Below are 20072 nucleotides of genomic sequence, written 5' to 3'. Positions count from 1 at the left end.
TCGAACCGCGAACGGCGACGCTATGAACGGACGGCGAGCAGCGACTCGTCTTTCACGTCTCGTTGCCCGCGTGAACGGCGAACTCCAACGCGTTGACGAGATAATGAGCGACGACGACGACCAGGAGGCTCCCCGTGAGGACGAAGGCCGCGGCGAGTACGGCACCGAGTGTGCCCGTCACGAGGATTCCCCCCGGCCCTTGCGCGCCGTGGCCCACGGCAAACGCGACCGACGAAAAGGCGGCGAGTAGCCATGGCGAAATGTCGTAGCCGACGGCGAGAACGCCGACGAGTGCCGACCGAAACAGCAGTTCTTCGAACCCGGCGATGATGGGAAGGGCGACGCCGAGCAGGAGCACCCACCCCCGAACCGAGTCCGGCGTCAGTAGTTCGCGCAGACCGTCCTCGTATTCGATACCGAGGGCGTCGGCTACCCGTTGACCGAGTTCGTTCGCCACGAATAACGCGACACCGAGGGCGATTCCGACGCCGAGTTCGAAGCGGGTCGCCGATTCGATACCGAGCGCGGAGCGCGGAATCGCCGCGAGTATCGCTGAGATAACGAGAATCACGCCGAAGAGGCCCTGACTCAGCGCGACGTTCAACAGGAGCATCCCCGTCGTCAGTTCCTCTGCTGGGTTGGGTTGCTCACCGGTTTGCTCGGGGTGTTCGTCCGTCCGATAAGTCTGCTCTGACGCTGGTTGAGTCGGGTCCGGTTCGGACGGTGCCCGGTTGTTTTCGAGGACTGATCGTTCCCCGCCGATGGGAAACGATTCCGGAACCGAGTCGGATTGCGACTCCTCTCCTGCTTCCGGGATGGTTTCCAACTGGCCTCCCTCTCCGGTCAGCACCGCTTGTGAGGCCCGCGCCAGTGCGATGAGGATGGCGAGGACGACCAGCGTGACGGCGGTGAACGCGTTCCAGTTCGGCGCGGGCATTCGGTTTTGTGTTGGATGGGGGGCGGTGAAAAGGTATCTACTCTCACGGTATGCTGTCCGAAACGAGCGAGCAGTGATCGGTTCGCGTATAGCCGTACCGACTGCTGTTTTGAGTCTCACACCATGCCGATGGTGAGTCACGAAACGACGTCGTGGTAGAAATATGCTGTCCGCAACCGCGAGGCGCAAGCCACGCCCGAACGCACTCGCTCCTCTCAGCGGCGCGAAGCGCCACTTTCGGTGCGCTCTTTCGCCCGTTCCCGGCCAAATCGACAGGGCCGGGCAGGCCAGCGGCCTGCCCGCTCACCCCTATCGTCACGCCATCGAATCCAACTCGATCGTATCACGAGCACACATTAACCACTGCCCGAATCACGCCGGAAACGGACGACGTAGCGTCACGACTCCGCGTCACAAAAACAGCTAAAAACGAATTCTGCGGAACCGGCTACTGCGGGCTGGGGCGACCCGTACTGCCGCCGATTTCGTGTTCCAACGCGCTGCCGGTGATGTTCTTCAAGCGGTCGATGAGGCTATCCTTCTCGGGTTCGCCCGAGAGGGCCACTTCGAGCACTTCGCTGATATGCGAGACGGGGATGATATCGACCATCTCCTCGTACTCTTCCTCTATCATCACGTCCTGTTCGTTCGCTTTCGGAATGATGACCGTCTTGATGCCCGCCTTCGCAGCGGCTTCGATCTTGTGGGTCACGCCACCGACGGGGAGCACGTCCCCGCGCACCGACAACGAACCGGTCATGGCGACGTCCTGTTCGACGGGGGCGTCTTCCAGCGCGCTGATGACGGCCGTGGCGACCGTGATGGACGCAGAGTCGCCGTCAACACCCTGTTGTCCCGCCTGGACGAACTGAATGTGAACGTCCTTTTCGCTGATGTCCTCGTCGCTGAACTTCTTGATGATGGCGGAGACGTTCTTGACGGACTCCTCTGCCATCTCCTTCAGTTGACCGGTCGCGATGACTTGGCCAGGCCCCTGCGACGGCGTCACTTCCGCCATCACGGGGAGCATGATACCGCTGTCCTCGCCCATGACGGCGAGACCGTTGACACGCCCGACGACGTCGCCATCGGAGACGGTGAGTTCGTAGTCCTTCCGTCGCTCGATGAAGTCGTCGGCGATCTGTTGTTCGATGGAGCGCGAGCGTCGCTTCGCCTGCAGGACGTGGTCGCGCGTAGTGAACTCCGCGTCCTCCGCACGAGCGATGTCGCCCGCGACGCGGACGAGACCACCGAGGTCACGCAGTTTGAGCGTGAGGTGGTCTTTCCGTCCAGCACGGCGCTGGGCTTCGAGGATGACTTCCTCGACCGCGTTCTCGTCGAAGTGCGGGAGACGACCGTCCTTCTCGACTTCCTGTGCGATGAACCGCGCGTACTTGCGGCGCATCTCCGGCGTGTCGTCGATGGTGTCGTCCATGTACACTTCGTACCCGTATCCCTTGATACGGGACCGGAGCGCGGGGTGCATGTTCTCCATCGCGTCGAGGTTGCCCGCCGCGACCATGACGAAGTCGGTCGGGACGGGTTCGGTCTGCACCATCGCGCCCGAACTCCGCTCGGACTGGCCGGTGATGGAGAACTCGCCTTCCTGAATCGCCGTCATCAGCTTCTGCTGACTCCGGATGTCGAGCGTGTTGATCTCGTCGATGAACAACACGCCCTTGTTGGCCTTGTGGATAGCACCCGGTTCGACGCGGTCGTGGCTCGGCGTTTCCATACCGCCGGATTGGAACGGGTCGTGACGGACGTCGCCCAGCAGCGCGCCGGCGTGTGCACCCGTTGCGTCTTCGAACGGCGCGCTGGTCACGTCACTGTTGTTCACCAGCAGGTTCGGAATCATCGCGTCGGTTCCACGGGAGCCGTAGCGGAACGCGAGGTAGATGACACCTGCGGCGAGGATGCCCAGCAACGGTTTGCCAGCGATGAGGAGGGCGTATCCCACCACGATGGCGATGATGACCCACATCAAAAAGGAGCGCATCTGGTTGCGCTTACGAGCCTCTTCTTTGTGGGCATCGATTATCTGCTCACCCTTCCCAGCGGGAACCGTCCGAACCTTCGGTTCGTTCCCGTCGTCAGGGTTGTGGTAGACGAGGACGTCCTGCAAATCCTTCTTGGGAAGGAGTTGGCTCATCGCCTTCGCCAGCATCGACTTCCCGGTACCGGGCGTGCCGATCATCATCACGTGACGGCGCTGTTTGGCCGCCTTCATCACCACGTCACGGGCGTGATCCTGCCCGATGACCTGATCGACCAATCGGTCGGGGATTTCGACCTCTTCCGTGCTTTCTATCTCCAGACCACCGAGCAGATCATCCTCCGAAACGTCGTCGGAAATCTCGGTTTCGACGTCGCTACCGAGACTATCTATCTCCTGCTCAGTTTCCTGCTCCGGTGGTGGAGCTTCGGTGTCGTTACTCATAGAATTCGTTCGGTGTGATTCAAACGAGGGCAGGCGAACTGATATACTTTCTCCCTGCGACCCTGCGTGCCGGTTTCCAACAGTTGGCCGGAAACCTGTGAAACACGGCGGTTTTGCCCGGACGCGACTCGTCACTCTTATACAATCGCTGGCCGACGAATCGACCATGACCCGCGGGTTCTACATCGGGCGCTTCCAACCCTACCACAACGGCCACCACAGCGTGGTCGAGACGATTTCAGAAGAAGTGGACGAACTCGTCCTCGGCATCGGCAGTGCCGGGGACTCACACACTCGGCACGACCCGTTCACGGCGGGCGAGCGAATCATGATGATAACCAAATCCCTCGTGGACTCCGACTTGGTTACCTACGCGGTGCCGATCGAGGACTTGGACAGGAACTCCGTGTGGGTGAGCCATGTCCAAAGCATGAGTCCGGAGTTCGACGTGGCCTACTCGAACAATCCCCTCGTTATCCAGTTGTTCACGGAGGCTGGCGTGGAAGTTCGCCAATCGCCGATGTTCAACCGTGATGTCCTCGAAGGTACCGAAGTCCGCGACCGAATGGTCGAAGGCGGTGACTGGCAGAAGCTCGTTCCCGAACCGGTCACCGAAGTCATCGAGGAAAGCGGCGGTATCGAGCGTATCCAGCGTGTCAGCCAGACCGACTCCAACGGCGTATGATAACGCTCTCGTCAGACTTCGGTACGCCGTATCCCGCCGCGATGAAGGGCGTGCTGTGCCGACACAGCGATACCCGTCTCGTGGACATCGCACACGATTTTCCACGTCAGGACATCCGAACGACCGCGTTCTGGCTCCGCGAAGTACTTCCGTACTTCCCGCCAGCGGTCCATCTCGTCGTCGTCGATCCCGGCGTCGGCACCGACCGCGCAGCGATCGCGGTCCGAGCAGGTGACCATGCGCTCGTCGGCCCGGACAACGGCGTTTTGCTTCCCGTCGCCCGGGAGCTTGGCGACCGCGAAATCTTCGAAATCGAATACGAAGACGCGAACAGTTCGACGTTCCACGGTCGGGACGTGTTCGCGCCCGCTGCCGCCCGGATCCACGAAACCGGCGTCGATTCGATGGAAACCCTCCCCGACATCGAACCCACCGGCGAGTTCGAAGCGTTACGATTCCCGGAGCCGACAATCCGCGAATCGGCGGCGGCGGGAGAAATCCTCGTCGTGGACGACTTCGGCAACGCCATCACGAACGTTCCCGGCGGCTTCCTCGATGCCGTGGACGAAATCGAAGTGAACGGAACGTCCGCGCCGGTCGAACCGTCGTACGCACACGTCGCACTCGACCGTCAGCTCGTGACGGTCGGAAGCCACGGCAACGTCGAACTCGCGGTGAACCAAGGACGCGGCGACGATGCGTTTGGCGTCGCCGTTGGCGACGAGATTCGATTGGAAAAATAATGCGTGAAACGCGGGAAACGGGATAACGATGGATGCGTTCGGAATCATGAACGTCGTCGGGTTACTGGCGTTCGCCGTCGTCGGGTCGCTTCGCGGCAGCGACGCCGACCTCGACTTGCTCGGCGTGGGAGTTCTCGGCGTGATGACCGCGCTCGGCGGTGGCGTTACCCGCGATCTGTTGGTCAACACGACGCCCGCCGCCCTCCGGTCGATGGGTGACGTAAGCGTCGCACTGGTCGGTGTTGCAATCGCCGTCGGCCTTTCGCGATTCGGCGACGATTTGACCGAACGCCCGGTCGTCAGAATTCCGGACGCGATCGGCCTGTCCGCGTTCGCCACGACCGGCGCGCTCGTGGCTCACGATGCCGGACTCACCGCCTTCGGCGTCGTGCTGCTTGCGACGGTGACGGGTGTCGGCGGCGGCCTCATCAGCGATTTGCTCCTCCAGACCGTCCCCTCGGTGTTGGTCGAGGATTTCTACGCGACTTGCGCGCTGCTCGGCGGGATGTCGTTTTGGGTACTGGTGGAGGGTGGAGTCAGTTCGCAGACGAGTGCCATCGCCTGTGCAGGAGTCGTCTTGAGTCTCCGTCTGCTAGCGATTCGGTACGAGTGGGGGCTACCGACGGTGTAGATCAGTTCGATACCTTACCGTCGATCCCTCGCCCCGACCAACGCGGGGCCGAACGCGAAGAAAACGATGCCAGTCCAGAGGATCGCGAAGATGAGCGCGCCGCTCATCGTCGTCGTTAGATACCGGAAGAAACCGATTCCCATGCCAGCATCGTAAGTGTCGAGTGCGACGTAGAACGCACCGAGCGTCGGCATGTTCGCCAGCAGAATCGTGAGCGTAATCGCCAGCGTCTCGTATATCGAACTTCGTCCCCTGCTGGTTCTGGTGGAGGATTTGGTTGCCATGTCAACCGGAAATCATTCGAGGGAAATAACAGTTCTGTTCAGGCCGATTGTTCGGTGTCGTACCGTGATGCGTAGGTGACGAGGCTGAACAGCAGAATCAGCACGAACGTCGTAAGAACCATGCCGAACAGCGCCATCGCTATCGGCGACATCTCGAACAGCGGAACGCCAAACAGGTCCATCGTCGTGCCACGGTTCTGCCCCGTCGTCCCGACGACGAAGCCGATTCCCCCGGCGACGAGGACGATGGTCGTCGCAGTCGCGAGGAAGATGGGGCGACTCGAAACGATGCGCTCGCTCATGGTCAGCGTGTTGGGACGCCCGATGGTTAGGGTTTGCTACTTGGCGTACGGAGCACCGTTTCGACCGGCAAAAAACAAAAAACCGTGTTCTCGACTCCGGCCGTTTACTTCGCGGCGATAACGTCGTCGATGCGGACGATCATCGTCGCGGCTTCGGTAGCACTTTCGACTGCCTCGCGCTTGACGGAGGCGGGGTCGATGACGCCTTCCTCGACTGGGTTCGCGATCGTGCCCGTCTCGCCCGAGGAGATGATTCCTGCGCGCCCCGCTTCGTCGTCGTTGGCGGCGCGGAGGTCGACGAGGGCGTCGATCGGGTCCATACCCGTGTTTTCGGCGAGCGTACGTGGGAGCACTTCGATGGCGTCGGCGAACGCCTCGATAGCGAGTTGTTGGCGGCCTTCGACACCCGCTGCTTCGTCGCGAACGCGGCCTGCGATGTTGATCTCGGTTGCGCCTGCACCGGGGACGACGCTTCCGGTATCGACGGCTGCGGAGACGACATCGAGCGCGTCGTTCAGTGCGCGTTCCAGTTCGTCAACGACGTGTTCCGTCCCGCCGCGGACGAAGAGCGTGACGGATTTTGCGGCCGCGCCACCCTCGATGAATGCGAGGTTCTCGTCGCCGTACTTCTCGACACGGATGTTGTCGGCGTGACCGAGTTCGTCCTCGTCCACGTCGTCCGGCTTGCCGGTGCGTTTACCGCCCGTCGCCTGTGCGATTGCGGTCGTCAGGTCGTCATCGACGTCCTCGAAGGCGAGGATGCCGTGGTTGGCGAGGTATGCGGCCGTCCGGTCGTCGATGGAGGAATGTGAGAAGACGACGTCCACACCGGCGTCGGCGATGGCATCGGCAAGTTCTCTGAGTTGGTTGTCCTCGGCGTCCATCGCCGCTGTGAGCTGATCGACGTTGTCCACGGAGTATTCCGCGTCGAGTTCCGTCTCGCGGACGCCGAACGTACCGTCCGTGGCGAGGACGGTGGCATCCTCGACCGAGCGCGGCATGTTTTTGTGTGCCGGTTCGGCGTCGGTGACGATACCCTCGATGAGTTCCGTCGCGCTGGAACTGGAACCGACCTGCGTGTGAACACGAATATCGTCGCGTTCGACCTTCTCGTCGCCCTCGACGTGTCGCACGGCGTTGACGACGACTTCGGCGAGCCGTTCGGTCGTAATATCGCCGGTTCCTTTCCCGGTCATGCTGGATTCGGCGACCTGCTTGAGGATCTCGTCGTCGATATCTGCGGCGAGCGAGAGGTCATCGATGGCTTCCACTGCGATATCTCGTGCGCGGGCGTAGCCTTCGACGATGGTCGTCGCGTGAACGTCCTGTTCGAGCAGGTCTTCGGCTTTGGCGAGAAGTTCGCCCGCGAGAACGGAAGCGGTCGTCGTTCCGTCGCCAACCTCGTCTTCCTGCGTCTGCGCGACTTCCACGATCATCTGTGCGGCGGGGTGCTCGATATCCATCGAGTTGAGGATGGTCGCCCCGTCGTTGGTGATGACGACGTCACCGTCGTCGGAGACGAGCATCTTGTCCATACCACGCGGGCCGAGCGTGGTCCGTACTGCTTCACTTACCGCTTTTCCAGCGGCAATATTGGAGGACTGAGCGTCTCGTCCGTGTGTTCGTTGGGAATCCTCGCTGAGGATGAACATCGGTCGTCCGCCCATGCGTCGCTGTCCGAAGCCTGATTCTGACATCACTACAACGAATGATTGATATTCTATATAAAGTTTTCCACTACGTTCGCGGGATGACACGCCGACACACATCCCGGATTCGAACGTGACGACCGATAGGTTCAAATAATATTACGCGCGAGGAAATTTCAGATGTTGGAACTGGAGCACCGTTTTCGCGTCGTCGACGTTCATTCCCGTCTTCCCGTAGAAGAGGCGGTTACGGCACGGGGACGGGCCATCTCCCCCGAGAAGCTTGAGCGCGAGATGCATCAAGCGGGCGTCGTTTCGACCGTCGTTTTTGCCGGACCGCAGGACGGCAAAAGCTATCTCCGTGCAAACAATGCCGTCGCCCGACGAAGCGTCGAACGGCCTTTCGTCACCTTTGCACGAATCAACGGCCCGCGTGATCCGACCGGAAACGCTACGGCGCGACTGCGGAATTTCGGTGCCCGCCGGAAGGACTGGCACACCTCTCCCGAAGATATCGAACAGTACGCCTACGACGACCGATTCCATGGGTTCAAACTCGATCCAGTGCAAGATGGCCTGCCGGACGAGTCCGTTCTCGACCGACTGGAGGATGGCGGTCTCCCCGTCCTCGTCCATGCAGGCGAGGGGTTTACCCCGACCGACGCGACCGAAACCCTTCTGGACCGGTCGTTCCCCGTCGTGCTCTCGCATTTCGGCGGCTATCCGCTCAACCGCGAGTTGATGGACGAGGCGATCGACTTGCTCGATTCCTCCGATGACTGCTATCTGGACACGAGTTTCGTGCGTTACCGCGACCAGATGGAGCGCGCCATCATGGAACATCCCGACCGCGTGCTGTTCGGCAGCGGTGCCCCGAACGCCCATCCGAACGTCGCAGTGATGGAAATTTTGACCTTGGACGTACCCGAAGACGCTATGCGAAAGGTGTTTACGCGAAATCCGTCCCGTGTCGTCGAGGCACTTTCCGTGGATTGAAATCGTTCGGGGATTTCGTTCGCTCGAGGCTTGCGTCTAGCAGTTCGAATCGTCATATCGAAAAAAACCGCCGGGAACAGCATCAACAAGCGCGGTTAGGCGTCCCGCCAATCGTATCGCTCGACGGCGCGGTCCGCACGGGAGGAAAGACCGGCGGGGTTTCGAGAACCGTTTCGGTCACGCAGACGGGCGGCGATTCCGTCTTTCGTTCCGACCGCGATACCCTTACAAACACGTTTCCCACAGCTCGCCCAAACAGACGGTTCGGCGTCACCCGACGCCACGTCTCGTCCCGTCTTTCTGGCGTCGGCGACTGCGTCCTGTATCGTCCGTCTGAAAACCGTCAGACGCGGACCGTAGTTTTTCGTCATTCGGTACGCAAGCGAGCGATATTTGACATCCCAATCACGCTCGATCCCCTCGTCCTCGCGTTCGTCCCGGCCGATACTGACCATCGGCGACCACGTAACTGACCGATGGAGACTGGCGAGTCGGTGGGCACAGTCACGCGCGCCGCCAGTGTTCAGGTTCTCGTCGAACCCATCGACGGCTTCGATAGTATCGCGGGTGAACACGACGTTCTGACCGGAAAAGTAGGTCACGTCCCGCCCTGCAATCGTCCGCGTTTCGACCGTTTCAGTCGTCATCCCAGCTCTAACCATCCGGTGAACCGGCCCAGTGACTACGTCCGCGCCGGTCGCGATCGCTTGCTCGACGCCGTCGTACCACGACGACTCGATTTCGGCATCTTGGCCGATAATCGCGACCGCGTCACCGCTGGCTTCGGCGATTCCGGCGTTTCGTGCGACGTTCAGGTTTCGGTCGGAGATTTCCACGAGCGCGCTCACGTCATCGCGTTCACACACCATTCCGGTCGTTCCGTCCGCGGATGGCCCGTTGACGACGACGACCTCGGCGTCCGGCGCATGCCGGGAGAGCGCATCGAGGCTTGCGCTCAGCGGGTTTTTCCCGTTGAGCGTCGGAACCACCACGGATAGGTTCATATCCGCTTTTCAGATACCGGGAACGTAAAAGTAATTCGGCACGCGTCTATTTCACTTGGGCATTCCAGTACGAAACGGACGCGAGTTGATCACCGACCGCGGACTCGACGATGGCCGTATCCATTTCCCGGATCCGTTCCGCGACGACGTCCGGAATCTTTCGATAAAATCCGTAGGGGAGAATCCAATCATGGTCCGAATCGACCAGCGAAAGACCGGTTTCGGCGAGGAGTTTTTCCACGTCGTCGAGGGAGTACAGCCGCGACCCCATCGGTAACAGCCAGTTATAGAGACTACGTGTGCTCGGCCCGGCGAACGTATCGAAAAAGACCTGTTCCTTGGAGACCCTCCGCATTTCGCTCAGGAAGGAAGCGGGCGTGTCCGCGAGGTGGAAAAACCGCATCGCGAATACGGTATCGAAATAGTCGTCGGGGAATGGGAGGCGTGCTGCATCCCCGCGCATGAACTCCAGGTGGTCGGCGACGCCAGCATTTCGTGCTTTGTGTCGGCCTTGTTGGAGCATGGCGGATGAGATATCGAGGCCGACGATATCGGCACCTCGTTCGGCGAGCATGACGGTGAATCTGCCAGTTCCACAGGCTATTTCGAGGACGCGCTTCCCCTCGACCGGCCCGATCGCGTTGAGAACTGCCTCCTTCTCACGGCGGTCGATGAGTCTGCCGCCACGGGAGAATCGCTTCTCGTCGTATTCCTCGGCCACCTCCGTAGCCTGATACCATTCCTGTCCCTTCACACTTTCTTCACACGGGTGTACCTCGCCGGGGGGATAAAACGGTACTGAAAGCGGACAGGCAAACGGAGAAACGCACGGTTGCACGAACTGTTTTGCACCTTGCTCACGTACACCACGTAGTGGTATGGATGCCGATATGTAAACACTGTAACGGCGAGTTCACCGCGGACGAGCTCGTTCGCCACGAGTACGAACGAGTGATCGTCGTCCACTGTCCCGACTGCGGATGTGTGCTTGGCCAGTACAACCGTCACAGCGAAGCACCAAAAACCGACCACGGGCCGAAAACACACCACTGAGCCGCTGAGTGGAATTAGCCGCTGGTCACGACGCGGTCGGGGCGGATGCGAACGATAACACGCGGACCCTGTTCCGTACCGAGATTCGGGTATTCGTCACGCTCCATGTACCGTTTGGTGAGTTCGTTGATGTGTTCGACCGCACCGTCTTCGGTCACTTCCTCCACCTCGCCGCGAACCGAGACGAATCGGTACGGGTCATCCGGGTCAAGCATATCCAATCCGACCTTCGGATTGCGCTGGATGTTTCGCTCCTTCTGCCGTCCCTTCGCCGTATTCACCAGAACGTGGTCACCGTCGTATCCGACCCACACCGGCGTTACCTGTGGCGTCCCGTCCGGCATTACGGTGGCGAGATTCGCGAACGTTTTTCGCTCGAATAGGTCGTGATAATCGTCTGGAATCGATTCCATAGCAGGGCCACGACGGGATTCGTACTGTAGTTTCTGCCCGACGTGTCACGTTGTTAAAATGTGATATAATCACGTTAAAGGAGTTGATATTGTATGAACACCCATATAGCCAACTTTTACCACGTCCCTCGGGCGCGGTGTTAGCATGAGCACCACCGCGACCAAACCAGCAGGTGATTTCCGCGAACGATTGCGTGAACTCCCCCCGAGCGCGAAACTCATCGCGAAGGTACTGGAGACCGAGGAAGCGCTTACGCAGGGCGAACTCGCCGACGAATCGCTTCTCCCCGACCGAACCGTTCGCTACGCCCTGACCCGACTGGAAGAGCAGGACCTCGTCGTCTCGCGCCACAGTTTCCGCGATGCGCGAAAGCAGGTTTACCTTTTAAACGACTGATTCCGTCGAAGTCATCCGGTAACCCTCTGCACTACCTCCCACTTTTCGATCCGTCGCTTTCGTTTCATCGGCACATGAACGACGGGAGCAAGCGAGATCTTTTTCGAGTACGACCCGTTTTCCAACCATGAACCTCATTCCAGTCCCGACTGACACGGTTGCTCCCCACGGAACCACGAACGCGTACGTGGTCGGTTCGGTGCTCGTTGACCCGGCGGGACGAACGGACGAACTCGACCGGATAGTCGAACAAAGCGACATCGAGCATGTCCTCGTGACTCACACGCATCCGGACCACGTCGGGGCAGTCGCTCACTACGCCGAAGCGTGCGATGCGACCGTTTGGGCGCGACAGGGCCGGGAAACACGATTCGAGGCCGCAGCGGGAGTTACGCCGGAGCGGACGTTCCGAGGGGGTACGAAAATCGATTCGCTGACCGTCATCGAAACCCCCGGGCACGCCCCCGACCACGTGGCGCTCGAAAGAAACGGGGAAATCCTCGTGGGGGACCTCGCCATCGAGGAAGGGAGCGTGATGATCGCCGCCGGAGAGGGCGACCTGCGGGCTTATCTCACCTCGCTCCGACGACTATATGCCCGAAATCCCGAAACGCTGTACCCGGGACACGGGCCAGTAATCGGCCAGCCGAGGACGACGGTTCGACGACTCATCGAGCATCGGCTCCGTCGCGAAAAGACCGTTCGGGAAGCCGTAGCAGCCGGCGCGAGAACGCTCGAAGAGATCACTGACTCGGCTTACGACAAGGACATCTCCGGCGTTCGGGAGTTCGCCGAGCGAACCGTCGCCGCTCATCTCGAAAAATTGGCGGTCGAGGGGGACGTTCGATGGGACGGCGAGCGCGCCGTGCCGCAATGATTTTCCTCGGTCGGTCGAATTGAAACTCGTGGAGAGTCTCGAAGCCGAACTCGAACGCGCGAAAGCACTCGACAGCGCCGACCTCGCGGACGCGATCGAGGACATCGGATTCGAGTGTACGCGTTGTGGTGCCTGTTGTACCAGCGAGGCCGACGATCCCCACACCGCGACGGTGTTCCCCGACGAAGTCCGCGAACTAGCGGACGAAACGGAGTACGACTTCCGGGACGTGGCGCGGCCGATGCCCTACGGACTAACTGACGGCGAAGGTGAAACGTTCGAATGGGCACTCCAAACCGACGACTGCGGCGACTGCCGATTTTACGAGGAGGACGGCGACGGCACGGGTGCGTGTTCGGTACATCCCGACCGACCGCTTATCTGTCAGACCTACCCCTTCAGCGTCGAACTGGACGGAACCAGCCAGCCGATGGGTGAGGCAGTGGATGAATCCGGTATCGTCCGAGCACACGAGTGTGAGGGTCTCGGGCGAGATATCGACCGGGAACACGCCGAGGAACTCGCGGATTCGCTCAAGGAACGAGCAGTCCGTGAACTCGAAGAGGCAATCGGGGTGCGCGACAATTACGAACCCGCGAATCCCGATTCGGGCGACGTCGTCGTCCACGATTCCGAAGGTGCGAAAACCCCCGACGGAACAGAGTACGAGGGATAGCGAGTCGAATCGTTCCGGAGGACAACGAGTGGGCGTGAACGACACGCACCGCTCGCTTTGACTCTCGATGACAGAAAAAAGTCGCGATTAGAACTCTTCTTCGATAATCTCGCCGACGGCGAAGTTCGATTTTACTTCCGTAATTTCGACTTTCACGCGTTCGCCGATTTCCGCGCCCGGGACGATGATAACGTACCCACGTTCGACGCGAGCAATTCCGTCGCCCTGTTTTCCGATATCCTCGACTTCGACATAGCGAATTTCACCACCCTCGACGGGGGGCTGTGGTTCCGACGAAACGGGGGTAGGACCGCCATTGTCGCTCGTCGTTACCGTCTCTTCGCTCTGGTTTTCGCTCGGTTCAGTTTCCGTTTCACGCGAGATAAGCGCAACACGGTAGGTTTCTCCCGGTTCGACCGAACCCGTGTCGATTTCGCGTCGTGGAATCGAGACGACGTATTCGTCGCCTTTCAGAGTAACATCAGCGCTGAACAGACACAGGAGTTTGTCAGAGATTTCCAAGGGTCGTAGACCTCCAGTTGAAACCAAGTAGTCAACCATTAAAGAATTATCGACAGCCACCTTTCTACTCCAGCTTTTAGGACGGTCGCGAGCAAGAGCGGTGACCGTCGTCATCACTCATTGCTGGCTCACTGTGAAAGCTGAACCAAAAGCACTCGTCCCTCGCTTTACTCCGGAAGAACAAGCTCGTCCGTGCTCTCCTTCGCTCCTGCGTCGCTCACGGGAACTTCGTTTCGCTCAGTCGTCGGCCCGCTCGTTCGTCACTCCGTCCTCACTCGCGGTGGACTGCTGATAGCGGTTGCGTAGCTCGCTGATGTCTAGAATTCGTGTCGTCTGCTGACGTTCAAAAGTTGTGTCGTGTGCAGATTCCCGGCAGTTTCCTCATCCACCTATCGCTCCTTCACGCCGAATCCTCGCTTCGCTCGGGGCCGGCGGTCAGTCGGTGTTGGGAAACGAAAATCGGGGGTTCGGCTTCAATCCGCACGTCCCGGTTTTTCGGCCCGTGCGAACTTGCTCAAATCGACATCGACCGCCTCAGCGAGGTCGTCCGGCGTCTCGTACGGCCGATTGACGATGACGTTTCCGGCACGCTGTTTTCCGAGCCCGGGAATCGCGGTGAGTTCGTCCATCGTCGCGCTGTTCACGTCGAGCGGATACGGAACGCCGGTGACGGAGCGGAACCCGTGGTCAACGACCGCTACGTCGATGGTTCGCCCGAGTTCACGCTCGCCCGGAATTCCGACGAGCAGGGGATAGGTTCCGAGCTGTCTCCCGAAGGTTCGCCCGTCCTGATGGTACTCCAGATGAACGTTCGGGAGGACGGTTCCCGGCGGGGCGACACGCTGAAGCATCGGGTTGTCGATTTCCTCGCGGACCGCTCGCTTGTACTGCTTGAACAGTTTCTTGTGGTCGTTCGCGATGTCCGCACCGACGTCGTTCATTTCGGTGCCCGAGAACGCCATGACCTGTCGGATGTTCACTCGGCGAAGCATCAACCCCTCGTCGTACACTCGCTGAAGAAACGCTCGATTGTGGTCGAAGGTTTCCCGACGCTCACCTTTCAGTCCATGCAGGAGATTGATTCCTGGGAGGAGTTTCGGCAGACGGGTTTCGGCCTCGGAACCGAAGGTCGGGGCGTTTTCGCCGTCCTCCCCGGGTCGCCACCCCGCTTCCTCGTTGACGATTCTCACCGCTTCGAAACACTCCTCGGCAGTGACGTTCAGGTTGTTTTCCTCCTGTACGACGGGGTCGGCAGATTCGAGGCCGAATGCGGCGGTGTCCCCGGCGGTGTTGTATTCGGCGATAACGCGAATCCCCTCACGGGACAGTTCGGGCCACTCCACGATGGTGATGGGGTTCATGTTGTCGAGATGGAGCGTCCCGATGTCGGGTGCGACGTCACGAATCCCGCCGTACAGTTTTCGAAGCGCGGCGGGGTTCGGTTTCTCGCCATCGCCACCGTAGGCCAGAATGTCCGCCTGCCGCCCGAGACGGAAATGTCGAGCACCGCGCTCGTAGAGGCCTTCGACTTCCCCAATGACGGATTCCGGTTCGCGGAACGAAGGGTTTCCGTACAGCGGTTCCGTGCAGAACGAACATCGATACGGACAACCACGTGACGTCTCCATCTCACAAATGAGATAGTCAGGGTGGTTCGGATGCTGTTCGACCACAAACGCGCCGTTTTCGGCCCAGCGGTCGATCTCCTCGTTATCCCGCATACGGTTGCCGAAGCCTTCCAGCCCGCTTTCTACGAGATCATAGGCCGCAGCTTCCACATCACCTTTCGCGACGAAATCGAAATCGAGGTCGTCGCGTTTCGTTTCCGTACCACCCGCATTCTCGTCGCCGACGCCGAACTTGACCGGGCCACCCATCAGGCTCGTTCCGTCGGCCGTCCACGCCATCTTGCGAACTTCGTCCGGTTCGGCGGGTGTTCCGCCGACGTACTTGCCGGGGACGGTCATCCCACCGATGTAGATGAACAGGTCTGCGTCCGCCACATCGTTCCATTTCGCGTTGTCCTCGCGGAGTTCGTCGATGGTGTGGTAGGTGATTTGTGCCGCTGGCACTCCCGCATCCACGAGCGCCCCAGCCGTGTATCGGGGGTACGTCGAAATGTACGGCGGCACGCCGAAGTGGGCCGGTTCGTCGACGTAACCATCCACGAGCGTCACGTCGAGGGCCGTCGGGTCTGTTGTTCCCGTCCCAGTGGCTCCGGGGTCGATCATATCCCTTTTTTACGACTGGACGAATAAAACGGTGCGGATACGACCGCTCTTCGATGGTCACGTTTGAACGAGTTTCCGGACACCGAAGCGAATCGAAACGGAGTCACAAATTCCGTAGTGGTAACGTACTTATCTTGCAAAACTAGTGTTCATTTATGAGCAGAGATATCAAATGCAATGAATCAGGGGCGAGTCGTCGGTCCATCCTCCGGGCCGTCGGTTCGAGTGCAAGCGTCGGATTCGGAATGGTAAGTTTCTCAGGTGCTGCATCAGCAAAGAAAATGGATCTCGGAAAGTTGGAGCGTGTAAAGCAGATTTATCGCGACGAATCGACCGCTGAAGCCGCATTTAACCGGATCGGCAAGCCACTGTTGACGGAACTCGTTTCGAGGGGATATCTGCACAGCAGCTATCTACGCGTCGATATGTTGGCAAACGGTGGGAGGAGGCATGAAGCTCGCCTGCTCGCAACGAAACAGGACGGCATTTACACCACACAAATCGGCGTCCGCCACGAAACGGAGTTCCACGAGGTGGACGTTCACGTGCAACCCGAGCGGAACCGCGCATTCGCCTACGTCGAAACCAAAGCGACGGGCGAACGACTCAAATTCGACACACGGTTCGACGAACCGATTCGAGTAAACGACTGTTACAGGAAGAACGAATGTGAGGGTGGTTGCTACGAGTACCAACCGCCGGTCTCCGCAGGTGTCGTCAAGGACTGCTGTGTCGTCCCACCGACCGACAGAGAAGAGTGTGACGTCGTAGACACCTACTGTCATTGCGAACCGTAGCGATACGTCCGGGAACCTGCCGTTTCCGGTTACTTATTGTGTTGGCGACGCCTATCGGAGTGTATGCCCGCGACCCTTGAGGTGAAATGCACGGACGACGACTGCGAACTGGATATGTTCGAGATGCACTACACCTACGACATGCCCGACGAGGTCGGTGTAGCGGATTTCAACTGTCCGTACTGTGGTGGAACCGACTGTCTCTCTGCCATCGAACTATGACGCTCCGCGATATCGGTCGTTCGACCGCGACAGCAGTCGCCTCTCGTATCGGTCGTGCCGCGAGCAAGGTGCAAGAAAAGCGCCCGATTCCGTCCGACCTGCTGGAAAGCGAGGACGCCTACCTCGTCGTCTTCGACGCGGCGGGTGCGACGGGAAGCGACATCCAGGTTCGATTCGCCGAGGACGCAATTCTCGTTCGAATCGACCGCTTTCGTGAGTTCCACGACGGCTACGACACGGTGTATCCCGGACGCGGGATGTCGCTCGACGGCCGTGTCGAACTCCCAGCGGACGCCGAGGTAGACGCGAAAGATGCGACCGCGACGCTGACCGATTCGGGAACGCTCGAAGTTCTCGTCCCGAAAACCGGGTAGCGTCTCGACATCCGCGGTGCGTTACTATTTTCGAAGCGCAGTCTCGCTATTCGACTGCCATCCCTTCGACGATGTCGAACTCCTCGTCGCCGGTGAACCGTGTCGGGTCGAATTCCGGGATTCCACCCTCTCCGAGGACGTCCCTCGCGACCGCTTCGCCGAGTCCCGGCGCCCGCATGAATCCGTGGCCTTGCCATCCCGCGGCGACGTAGAGACCGGGGCGTAGTTCACCGAGGAGCGGATCGTAATCCGGCGTCGCGTTGCAGAGTCCGGCCCACGACCGTTCGACGTTCGGCGCGAACTCGCGCGAGTTCGCGCCCAGTCGATGCGCGAGGCGGTCTTCCATGGCTGAGACGAACTCCTCGTCACTCTCGCGTTTCCACTCGTCCGGGTCACTTTCCACTTCTTCGGTGCCATCTCCCGCCAGCAGACCGTCGGGATGCGGACGCAGATAGTAGCCTTCGGTCGCGTCGTACACCATCGGAACGTCGGTGTCGTCCTCGAACTCGCAGGTGAGCGCCTGCACCCGATACGGCTTCAGCGGGACTGCGATTCCGGCATCCCCCAGAACGCGTTTCGTATGGACGCCAGTGGCGACGACTACCGCATCGAACACCTCGTCGCCGTCCTCGGAAACGATACGTGGTGGATCGAATCGAACCGCAACTTCGATGCCGGTTCGAATCTCGGCACCCGCTTTTTTTGCCTCCTCGGCGACGGCTTTGGCGTAGCTTCCCGGGTCGGTTCGCCCCGTATTTCGGCCAATCGCGGCGACGGCCACGTCTTCGGTATTCAACGTCGGATAGCGCTCCGCGAGGACGTCGTCGTCGATGAACGATACGTCTCGGCCTTGCTCTTGCATCCGTGGCACCTGTTCGCGAATGGCCCTTGCTCGCTTTTCGTCACCGATCCGGGCGAACCAAACGTACGGCGTTTCTACGAATTCGAACCCGCCCGTCCCCGAAAATTCGCGGAATCGCTCTATCGCGCGCTCGCCGATTCGAGCGTCTTCGGGAGCGGCGAAGGCGTCGTACAGGACACCTGCTGCCCGTCCCGTACTTGCATCCTCGTTTGGAATGTTACCTTTTTCGAACAGCACGACGTCTTCCCCGTGAACTGCGAGGTCGTGTGCTGCGGTCACACCGACTGCGCCGCCGCCGACGATTGCGACCCTCATCGGTGTTCCTCCGGCCAGAGGGCGGCCATCTCCCGTTCACCAAGCCATTCGACCAGCGCATCGAGTTCGTCGCTCGACGCGGCGAGCAGTCGCTCGCCCGCGTCTCGCGATCCTTCGGTCGGATGTCCGACGACACCGCTCTCGGAGAAGTCGATGGTGTCGAAGCCGACGTTCGCGCCGTGAACGTCCTTCCCCCACGTCTCGCCTGCACCGGTTTCGGCGTCGTCGAGCGCGGCCTCCCGCACGAGATCTTCGGCGATGGCGAGGAGCATGCTCGTCTCGATTTCGTCGGCGTGAGTGATGCCGACCCCGAACTCGTCGTCCAGCACTTCACCGATTCCGCCCCACCAGTTCCACGGGACGGCGAAAGCGACTTCCTCGCGCCGAAGTCGACGCGCGACGCGCTGGAGCGCACCGCTGTTGCCGCCGTGCCCGTTGACGATGACGACCTTCCGCACACCGTGGCTGGCGATGCTGGAGACGATATCGCCGATGTAGTTTTCGAACGTTTCCGGAGCGGTCCAGAGCGTTCCGTCGAACTGACGGTGGTGTTCGCTTACACCGACCGGAATCGTCGGCAGACAAACTACGTCCTCGCGGTCGGAGATCGTGTGGGCGACCGCTTCAGCCGCCAGAAAATCCGTCCCCAGCGGGAGCGCGGGACCGTGCTGTTCGACGCTTCCCGTGGGGAGAAGCGCGATTTCGACGTCGGCGAACGCATCTTTCGCCGTCGTGGTCGTGTGTTCGTGAAGCAGACTCATGGACTGTCGATGGCACCCACGCTATTTGAAACTGGGTGTCTCGGCGAACGGAAAAAAACGAGAGCGATGTCAGCCGATTACGGGGTTACCCCAGAAAGGGATCGATTCCGCGCGCGGGATATCCGACGACGACGTCCGCTCCAGCGTCCTTCAACTCGGAGACACGCTCTCCGACCTCGTCTTCGCTCCCGACCAACGCGAAGTCCCGACTTGCCGCCGAGAGCACGTCGCGGGCACGCCCTGTGGCGCGAGCGTCGGCTTTCGCGCCGTCCGGAAGCGCTCGGGCGACCGGATTGCGTCGGGAGACGTACTCACCGACTGCGTCGAGGATAGTATCCTCCTCGTCCGTGAGGGCGGTCGGGGCGTACACCGCAATCGTTCCCTCGAACCCGGCGGCTCGAAGGGCGCGCAGTTCGCGGTCGGTCGAACGCGAGAGGAGTTCGAACTGCGTCGCCCCTGTCGCAGTGGCGATTCGCTTCACGCCTTCGGTGCCGACCCACGCGTCGGACGTGCGCTCGAGCGCGGCCCCGAGTCGAGGAGCGATCGCCCGGCTTTTCTCGCGATCGGAGAGATAGGCGGGATGACCCGCTACGAGGACCTGCCCCGCCTCGTCAGGGAGTCGGTCGAACAACGAATCGTCCCCGAGTGGGTCGAACCCGTCCGCCCGGACGGGAACCGTCAGTCGGAGGGTCGTTTCGGCGGCGAGTTCGGCGAGCGTTTCTTCGTCGGGGAGGTGTTCGCGCCCCTCGTAGTCTATGGTGACCGTATCGAGGGGTAACTCCAGCGCGCGACGCACGTTACACTCGGTCGGTTTCAGTGCGACAGCATCGAGACCGGTTCGTGTGATGGCGTGGCTACTGGTTAACATCGATTTCCTCCCATGGTCAGAACTATGCTACTG

25 protein-coding genes are annotated in these 20072 nt (G+C 60.6%); 12 read left to right on the top strand and 13 right to left on the bottom strand.

Features of this window, described 5'->3' with window-relative positions:
• Positions 1–52: 52 nt before the first annotated feature.
• Positions 53–937, bottom strand: coding sequence for a CPBP family intramembrane glutamic endopeptidase (locus tag OOF89_RS10760; RefSeq protein WP_266075967.1), 885 nt, complete (start codon positions 935–937; stop codon positions 53–55).
• Positions 938–1100: 163 nt separating this feature from the next.
• Here OOF89_RS10760 and OOF89_RS10755 point away from each other — a divergent pair, with 163 nt between their 5' ends.
• Positions 1101–1364, top strand: a complete 264-nt coding sequence (locus tag OOF89_RS10755; RefSeq protein ID WP_266075965.1) for a hypothetical protein — start codon at positions 1101–1103, stop codon at positions 1362–1364.
• Between the two features lie 21 nt (positions 1365–1385).
• On the opposite strand, the gene lonB is transcribed toward OOF89_RS10755, so the two are convergent.
• On the bottom strand, positions 1386–3377 hold the full coding sequence (lonB, locus tag OOF89_RS10750) for an ATP-dependent protease LonB (protein WP_266075963.1): 1992 nt from the start codon (positions 3375–3377) through the stop codon (positions 1386–1388).
• Between the two features lie 166 nt (positions 3378–3543).
• Between lonB and OOF89_RS10745 the strand changes: the two genes are divergently transcribed.
• The 3 genes from OOF89_RS10745 to OOF89_RS10735 are packed head-to-tail and all read left to right on the top strand — an operon-like array spanning position 3544 to position 5436.
• Positions 3544–4062, top strand: a complete 519-nt coding sequence (locus OOF89_RS10745; RefSeq protein WP_266075961.1) for a nicotinamide-nucleotide adenylyltransferase — start codon at positions 3544–3546, stop codon at positions 4060–4062.
• Positions 4059–4805, top strand: a complete 747-nt coding sequence (locus tag OOF89_RS10740) for an SAM hydrolase/SAM-dependent halogenase family protein (RefSeq protein WP_266075959.1) — start codon at positions 4059–4061, stop codon at positions 4803–4805. The genes OOF89_RS10745 and OOF89_RS10740 overlap by 4 nt, the downstream gene beginning before the upstream one ends.
• Before the next feature lie 28 nt (positions 4806–4833).
• A complete protein-coding gene (locus tag OOF89_RS10735; RefSeq protein ID WP_266075957.1) occupies positions 4834–5436 on the top strand; it encodes a trimeric intracellular cation channel family protein in 603 nt (200 codons plus the stop codon).
• A 14-nt stretch (positions 5437–5450) separates the two neighbouring features.
• On the opposite strand, the gene OOF89_RS10730 is transcribed toward OOF89_RS10735, so the two are convergent.
• The 3 genes from OOF89_RS10730 to thsA form a co-directional block, all read right to left on the bottom strand.
• Positions 5451–5720, bottom strand: a complete 270-nt coding sequence (locus OOF89_RS10730; protein WP_266075956.1) for a hypothetical protein — start codon at positions 5718–5720, stop codon at positions 5451–5453.
• A 38-nt stretch (positions 5721–5758) separates the two neighbouring features.
• Positions 5759–6022, bottom strand: coding sequence for a DUF7520 family protein (locus OOF89_RS10725; RefSeq protein ID WP_266075954.1), 264 nt, complete (start codon positions 6020–6022; stop codon positions 5759–5761).
• A gap of 104 nt (positions 6023–6126) precedes the next feature.
• Positions 6127–7689, bottom strand: a complete 1563-nt coding sequence (gene thsA / locus OOF89_RS10720) for a thermosome subunit alpha (protein WP_266079756.1) — start codon at positions 7687–7689, stop codon at positions 6127–6129.
• 162 nt (positions 7690–7851) lie between these two features.
• On the opposite strand from thsA, the gene OOF89_RS10715 reads away from it, so the two are divergent.
• On the top strand, positions 7852–8667 hold the full coding sequence (locus OOF89_RS10715) for an amidohydrolase family protein (RefSeq protein WP_266075952.1): 816 nt from the start codon (positions 7852–7854) through the stop codon (positions 8665–8667).
• Between the two features lie 95 nt (positions 8668–8762).
• Here the strand turns inward: OOF89_RS10715 and OOF89_RS10710 are convergent, their stop codons facing one another.
• A complete protein-coding gene (locus OOF89_RS10710) occupies positions 8763–9671 on the bottom strand; it encodes a glycosyltransferase family 2 protein (protein WP_266075950.1) in 909 nt (302 codons plus the stop codon).
• Between the two features lie 46 nt (positions 9672–9717).
• Positions 9718–10425: a class I SAM-dependent methyltransferase gene (locus OOF89_RS10705; RefSeq protein WP_266075948.1), complete on the bottom strand. Its 708-nt coding sequence runs from the start codon at positions 10423–10425 to the stop codon at positions 9718–9720.
• A gap of 119 nt (positions 10426–10544) precedes the next feature.
• On the opposite strand from OOF89_RS10705, the gene OOF89_RS10700 reads away from it, so the two are divergent.
• Positions 10545–10724: a hypothetical protein gene (locus tag OOF89_RS10700; protein ID WP_266079893.1), complete on the top strand. Its 180-nt coding sequence runs from the start codon at positions 10545–10547 to the stop codon at positions 10722–10724.
• Between the two features lie 14 nt (positions 10725–10738).
• On the opposite strand, the gene OOF89_RS10695 is transcribed toward OOF89_RS10700, so the two are convergent.
• On the bottom strand, positions 10739–11137 hold the full coding sequence (locus OOF89_RS10695) for a PPOX class F420-dependent oxidoreductase (RefSeq protein ID WP_266075946.1): 399 nt from the start codon (positions 11135–11137) through the stop codon (positions 10739–10741).
• Positions 11138–11282: 145 nt separating this feature from the next.
• Between OOF89_RS10695 and OOF89_RS10690 the strand changes: the two genes are divergently transcribed.
• The 3 genes from OOF89_RS10690 to OOF89_RS10680 all read left to right on the top strand — a co-directional run bounded on the left by OOF89_RS10690 (position 11283) and on the right by OOF89_RS10680 (position 13087).
• Positions 11283–11534 (top strand): MarR family transcriptional regulator, encoded by a 252-nt coding sequence (locus OOF89_RS10690; protein ID WP_266075944.1) that lies wholly within the window; start codon positions 11283–11285, stop codon positions 11532–11534.
• 127 nt (positions 11535–11661) lie between these two features.
• Positions 11662–12411, top strand: a complete 750-nt coding sequence (locus OOF89_RS10685) for an MBL fold metallo-hydrolase (RefSeq protein ID WP_266075942.1) — start codon at positions 11662–11664, stop codon at positions 12409–12411.
• 28 nt (positions 12412–12439) lie between these two features.
• Positions 12440–13087 carry a YkgJ family cysteine cluster protein gene (locus tag OOF89_RS10680; RefSeq protein WP_266075940.1) on the top strand — a complete coding sequence of 216 codons (648 nt, stop codon included), beginning with the start codon at positions 12440–12442 and terminating at the stop codon, positions 13085–13087.
• A gap of 87 nt (positions 13088–13174) precedes the next feature.
• On the opposite strand, the gene OOF89_RS10675 is transcribed toward OOF89_RS10680, so the two are convergent.
• Positions 13175–13609, bottom strand: a complete 435-nt coding sequence (locus tag OOF89_RS10675) for a TRAM domain-containing protein (RefSeq protein ID WP_266075938.1) — start codon at positions 13607–13609, stop codon at positions 13175–13177.
• 473 nt (positions 13610–14082) lie between these two features.
• Complete coding sequence (locus OOF89_RS10670) at positions 14083–15840, bottom strand: radical SAM protein (protein ID WP_266075936.1); 1758 nt, start codon at positions 15838–15840, stop codon at positions 14083–14085.
• A gap of 155 nt (positions 15841–15995) precedes the next feature.
• Between OOF89_RS10670 and OOF89_RS10665 the strand changes: the two genes are divergently transcribed.
• The 3 genes from OOF89_RS10665 to OOF89_RS10655 all read left to right on the top strand — a co-directional run bounded on the left by OOF89_RS10665 (position 15996) and on the right by OOF89_RS10655 (position 17233).
• Positions 15996–16637: a hypothetical protein gene (locus OOF89_RS10665; RefSeq protein WP_266075934.1), complete on the top strand. Its 642-nt coding sequence runs from the start codon at positions 15996–15998 to the stop codon at positions 16635–16637.
• 63 nt (positions 16638–16700) lie between these two features.
• Complete coding sequence (locus OOF89_RS10660) at positions 16701–16859, top strand: DUF7559 family protein (protein WP_266075932.1); 159 nt, start codon at positions 16701–16703, stop codon at positions 16857–16859.
• Complete coding sequence (locus OOF89_RS10655) at positions 16856–17233, top strand: Hsp20/alpha crystallin family protein (protein ID WP_266075931.1); 378 nt, start codon at positions 16856–16858, stop codon at positions 17231–17233. The genes OOF89_RS10660 and OOF89_RS10655 overlap by 4 nt, the downstream gene beginning before the upstream one ends.
• Positions 17234–17279: 46 nt before the next feature.
• Here the strand turns inward: OOF89_RS10655 and OOF89_RS10650 are convergent, their stop codons facing one another.
• The 3 genes from OOF89_RS10650 to OOF89_RS10640 all read right to left on the bottom strand — a co-directional run bounded on the left by OOF89_RS10650 (position 17280) and on the right by OOF89_RS10640 (position 20039).
• On the bottom strand, positions 17280–18410 hold the full coding sequence (locus tag OOF89_RS10650) for an NAD(P)/FAD-dependent oxidoreductase (protein ID WP_266075929.1): 1131 nt from the start codon (positions 18408–18410) through the stop codon (positions 17280–17282).
• Positions 18407–19171, bottom strand: a complete 765-nt coding sequence (locus tag OOF89_RS10645; RefSeq protein WP_266075927.1) for a creatininase family protein — start codon at positions 19169–19171, stop codon at positions 18407–18409. The genes OOF89_RS10650 and OOF89_RS10645 overlap by 4 nt, the downstream gene beginning before the upstream one ends.
• An 85-nt stretch (positions 19172–19256) precedes the next feature.
• Positions 19257–20039 (bottom strand): DUF7388 family protein, encoded by a 783-nt coding sequence (locus OOF89_RS10640; protein WP_266075926.1) that lies wholly within the window; start codon positions 20037–20039, stop codon positions 19257–19259.
• Positions 20040–20072 lie beyond the last annotated feature (33 nt).

The organism is Haladaptatus caseinilyticus (assembly GCF_026248685.1).
Classification (GTDB): Archaea; Halobacteriota; Halobacteria; order Halobacteriales; family Haladaptataceae; genus Haladaptatus; species Haladaptatus caseinilyticus.
The sequence above is the reverse complement of the archived record's forward strand: the minus strand, read 5'-3'. Positions and strand labels throughout refer to the sequence as shown.

Coding starts and splice junctions, on each gene's coding strand:
- thsA (WP_266079756.1), bottom strand. CDS start 7,689: ATGGGCGGACGACCGATGTTCATCCTCAGCGAGGATTCCCAACGAACA.
- OOF89_RS10685 (WP_266075942.1), top strand. CDS start 11,662: ATGAACCTCATTCCAGTCCCGACTGACACGGTTGCTCCCCACGGAACC.
- OOF89_RS10645 (WP_266075927.1), bottom strand. CDS start 19,171: ATGAGTCTGCTTCACGAACACACGACCACGACGGCGAAAGATGCGTTC.
- OOF89_RS10660 (WP_266075932.1), top strand. CDS start 16,701: ATGCCCGCGACCCTTGAGGTGAAATGCACGGACGACGACTGCGAACTG.
- OOF89_RS10730 (WP_266075956.1), bottom strand. CDS start 5,720: ATGGCAACCAAATCCTCCACCAGAACCAGCAGGGGACGAAGTTCGATA.
- OOF89_RS10695 (WP_266075946.1), bottom strand. CDS start 11,137: ATGGAATCGATTCCAGACGATTATCACGACCTATTCGAGCGAAAAACG.
- OOF89_RS10640 (WP_266075926.1), bottom strand. CDS start 20,039: ATGTTAACCAGTAGCCACGCCATCACACGAACCGGTCTCGATGCTGTC.
- OOF89_RS10725 (WP_266075954.1), bottom strand. CDS start 6,022: ATGAGCGAGCGCATCGTTTCGAGTCGCCCCATCTTCCTCGCGACTGCG.
- OOF89_RS10710 (WP_266075950.1), bottom strand. CDS start 9,671: ATGAACCTATCCGTGGTGGTTCCGACGCTCAACGGGAAAAACCCGCTG.
- OOF89_RS10665 (WP_266075934.1), top strand. CDS start 15,996: ATGAGCAGAGATATCAAATGCAATGAATCAGGGGCGAGTCGTCGGTCC.
- OOF89_RS10760 (WP_266075967.1), bottom strand. CDS start 937: ATGCCCGCGCCGAACTGGAACGCGTTCACCGCCGTCACGCTGGTCGTC.
- OOF89_RS10690 (WP_266075944.1), top strand. CDS start 11,283: ATGAGCACCACCGCGACCAAACCAGCAGGTGATTTCCGCGAACGATTG.
- OOF89_RS10740 (WP_266075959.1), top strand. CDS start 4,059: ATGATAACGCTCTCGTCAGACTTCGGTACGCCGTATCCCGCCGCGATG.
- OOF89_RS10735 (WP_266075957.1), top strand. CDS start 4,834: ATGGATGCGTTCGGAATCATGAACGTCGTCGGGTTACTGGCGTTCGCC.
- OOF89_RS10745 (WP_266075961.1), top strand. CDS start 3,544: ATGACCCGCGGGTTCTACATCGGGCGCTTCCAACCCTACCACAACGGC.
- OOF89_RS10670 (WP_266075936.1), bottom strand. CDS start 15,840: ATGATCGACCCCGGAGCCACTGGGACGGGAACAACAGACCCGACGGCC.
- OOF89_RS10655 (WP_266075931.1), top strand. CDS start 16,856: ATGACGCTCCGCGATATCGGTCGTTCGACCGCGACAGCAGTCGCCTCT.
- lonB (WP_266075963.1), bottom strand. CDS start 3,377: ATGAGTAACGACACCGAAGCTCCACCACCGGAGCAGGAAACTGAGCAG.
- OOF89_RS10755 (WP_266075965.1), top strand. CDS start 1,101: ATGCTGTCCGCAACCGCGAGGCGCAAGCCACGCCCGAACGCACTCGCT.
- OOF89_RS10650 (WP_266075929.1), bottom strand. CDS start 18,410: ATGAGGGTCGCAATCGTCGGCGGCGGCGCAGTCGGTGTGACCGCAGCA.
- OOF89_RS10715 (WP_266075952.1), top strand. CDS start 7,852: ATGTTGGAACTGGAGCACCGTTTTCGCGTCGTCGACGTTCATTCCCGT.